Annotated in this window: 3 protein-coding genes; all 3 read left to right on the plus strand. The window is 73.1% G+C overall.

Annotated features, from left to right (window positions below; translation table 11 throughout):
- Positions 1 to 1320, plus strand: a 1320-nt coding sequence (locus H5J30_RS22975) for a right-handed parallel beta-helix repeat-containing protein (protein ID WP_258563489.1), incomplete at its 5' end; no start/stop codon positions are given.
- Between the two features lies 1 nt (position 1321).
- A complete protein-coding gene (locus H5J30_RS22980; RefSeq protein ID WP_220189251.1) occupies positions 1322 to 2632 on the plus strand; it encodes an O-antigen ligase domain-containing protein in 1311 nt (436 codons plus the stop codon).
- A gap of 6 nt (positions 2633 to 2638) precedes the next feature.
- Positions 2639 to 3388 (plus strand): glycosyltransferase (locus H5J30_RS22985; protein ID WP_181789283.1); only part of this gene is annotated, 750 nt, incomplete at its 3' end.

Consider the following 3388-nt stretch of genomic DNA (forward strand, 5'->3'; position numbering starts at 1 on the left):
GTGGTCGGCGACCTCGCCGCGAAGACCAGGAGCAGCCCGCCGGACACCACGTTCTGGCTGCGGCCGGGCAAGCACCGGCTGGCACCGGACCGCTACGCCCAGGTCGTCCCCAAGGAGGGGAACAGCTACCTCGGCGCGCCCGGCGCGGTGCTCGACGGCCGGCAGACCAACCAGTACGCGTTCGGGGGTACGGCCCCCGGCGTCGCCATCCGCCACCTGACCGTGCAGCGGTTCGTCGCGCCGCACAACGAGGGCGTGGTCAACCACGACTCGGCCGACGGATGGGTGATCGAGCACGCGCGGATCCAGCACAACTCCGGCGCCGGGCTGATGGCCGGGGCCCGCCAGCAGGTACGGGCCAGCTGCCTGCGCGGCAACGGCCAGTACGGCATGAACGCGTACCAGGCCGGCGACGCCATCCGCGACCTGGTGGTCGAGGGCAACGAGATCACGGGCAACAACACCGACGACTGGGAGCGGCGCAGGCCCGGCTGCGGCTGCACCGGCGGGGTCAAGTTCTGGGCCGTCGACGGCGCCGACATCCGCGGCAACTGGGTGCACGACAACCGCGGAACCGGGTTGTGGGCGGACAACAACAACAACGACTTCCGCTTCGAGGACAACGTCCTCGAAGCCAACGACGGTGCCGCGCTGATGTACGAGACCAGCTACAACGCCGTCATCCGCGACAACACGATCCGGCGCAACAACTGGGTCGAGGGCCGCGCGTCCGCCGACCGCGGCGACGACTTCCCGTACGCGACGGTCTACGTGTCCGAGTCCGGCGGCGAACCCCGGATCCCGGCCCGTACCGACAAGATCGAGATCTACCGGAACGTGCTGGAGGACAACTGGTCCGGCATCACCCTGTGGGAGAACGCCGACCGGTTCTGCAACAGCCCGGCCAACACCTCCACCGGCGAGTGCACGCTGCTGGTGCCGGACACCGACCGCTGCGAACGGCCCGCGATCGCCACCGCACCGCTCTACGGCGACTGCCGGTGGAAGACCCAGCGCGTGGACATCCATCACAACCGCTTCGAACTGGACACGTCCGTCGTCATGTGCACCGTGGAGTGCGGGCGCATGGGGATCCTCGCCAACTACGGCACGTACCCGGACTGGTCGCCGTACAAGGGCGAGCGGGTGGCCGAGGCGATCACCGACAAGCAGCGCAACCGCTGGCACCACAACACCTACCGCGGACCGTGGAGCTTCGTCGCCCGGGACCAGAGCAGGACCCTCGACGTCTCGCAGTGGCAGAGCATCCCGTACGCCCAGGACGAAGGCAGCACCTTCGCCCCGCGGGCCGGTGGCTGAGATGAGCGGGGACACGGCGCGCGGCGCGCCGGCGGGCGGACCGGACGCGACGGGCGCGCCGCCCGCCGCCGCAACGCCCGCCGCGCCGCGCCGCGCCCGCACCCCGAGGACCGTCGGGATCGTCTGGGGGCTGCTGGGCCTCAACACGCTCGGCTCCGCCGGAGCGCAGACCATCGTCGTGCTGCCCCGCTCCCTCATCCAGACCGTCACCATGGGCGCGCTGCTCGCCGCGTTCGCGCTGGCGCTGGCGGTCAACCTGCGGCTGCGCATCCGGCCCAGCGCCTTCGTCTTCCTGCTCACCCTGCTGCTGGTGCCGAGCGTGATCTCCAGCGTGGACCTGGAGGCCGGTTTCGGGGCGCTGTTCCGCTGCGCCCGGCTCGCCCTCTTCGTCGGCACGCTGTGGCTGCTCACCCGCTGGTGGGACGGCGGCCTCGCGTTCGTCCGGAGCCACATCCGGATGTACTACGCGGTGCTCGGCTCCGTCGCCGCCGGGCTGGCCGTCTCGCCGGGGACGGCCATGCCGGAACTCTACGGCGGGCGGCTGGTCGGCGCGCTGTGGCCGCTCACGCCGCCGCAGATCGGACAGTACGCCGCCGTGATCACCGGCCTCACCGTGCTGCTCCTGCTGGGCCGCCACACCACCGGGGCGAGCGCGGCCGTGATCATCGTGCCCGCACTCGTCCTGCTCGCGCTCACCCACACCCGGACGGCGACGGTCGGCCTGCTCGCCGGGCTGGCGCTGGCCATCTGCTCGCTCGTCCTGACCAGCGCCCCCGCCCGCCGGTTCTTCGCCTGGGCGGTGCTGTGCGCCGCGGTGGCCGCCGTGTGGTTCGCCCCCATGGTGCAGGCGTGGTTCCTGCGCGGCCAGAGCCGGGAGAACTTCTCCAGCCTCACCGGCCGGGCCAAGGTCTGGGACGCCCTGCTGGCGGCGCCCCGGACGACCTCGGAGCGCCTCTTCGGTACGGGTCTGGGCGACAAGTCGTACGACGGGCTGCCCATCGACAACAGCTGGCTGGCCGTCTACCACGAACAGGGTCTGACCGGCGCCGCGATCGTGGCGGCCCTCGTCGCCGTGCTGGGCGGCGTAGCGCTGCTGCGGCCGCCGTCGGTGCCGCGGGCCTGCGCGATCTTCCTGATCGCCTACTGCGCGATCTCGTCGTACACCGAGGCCGGTCTCGGCGACGCCTCGCCCTACCTGCTGCATCTGGCCGTGGCCGCCTCCCTGCTGGCCGCACCCGCCCCCGCCGCCCCGGCCGCGCCGCCCGCGGCCCCCCGACGACGCGTCCCGCGCTGGGCCAGGGATCGGAGTTGACCTGACATGCACGTCCTCGTGGTGCACAACCGGTACGTGTCGGCGCAGCCGAGCGGCGAGAACAGGGTGGTCGACCAGGAGGTCGCGCTGCTGCGCGCGGCCGGGCACCGGGTCGGGGTGTTCGAGCGGCGCAGCGACGACATCGCCGCGCGGTCCCTGCTGGGCAAGGCCGCGGTGCCGCTGCTGGTGCCGTGGAACCCGGCGGTCCGCGCGGAGCTGACCGGTCGGCTGCGTACCGAGCGGCCGGACGTGGTGCACGTCCACAACGTCTTCCCCCTGCTGTCGCCCGCCGTGCTGGCCGCCTGCGCCGACGCCGGCGTGCCCGCCGTCGCCACGCTGCACAACTACACCCAGATCTGCCCCCCCGGCACGCTGCGCCGCGACGGCCGGCACTGCACCGAGTGCGTCGGAGCCACGCCGCTGCCCGCCGTCCGGCACGGCTGCTACCGCAACTCCCGGCTGGCCACCGTGCCGCTCGCGGTCAGCCTGTCGGTCAACCGGCGCCGCTGGTGGTCCGGCGTGGCGCGGTTCCTCTGCATCTCCGCCGCACAGCGCGACGTCCTGGTGCGCTCCGGCATGCCGCCCGAGCGGCTCGCGGTGAAGCACAACTTCGTACCCGACCCGGGCGCCTGCCGGGCGGCCGCGGGCGAGCAACTGCTCTTCCTCGGCCGGCTCGCGGAGGCCAAGGGCGTACGGCTGCTCATGGCCGCGTGGGACGAGATCGCCGCGGGCGGCGGCGTGGGCGTGCCGCTCGTG

The organism is Streptomyces phytophilus (assembly GCF_013870535.1).
Classification (GTDB): domain Bacteria; phylum Actinomycetota; class Actinomycetes; order Streptomycetales; family Streptomycetaceae; genus Streptomyces; species Streptomyces phytophilus.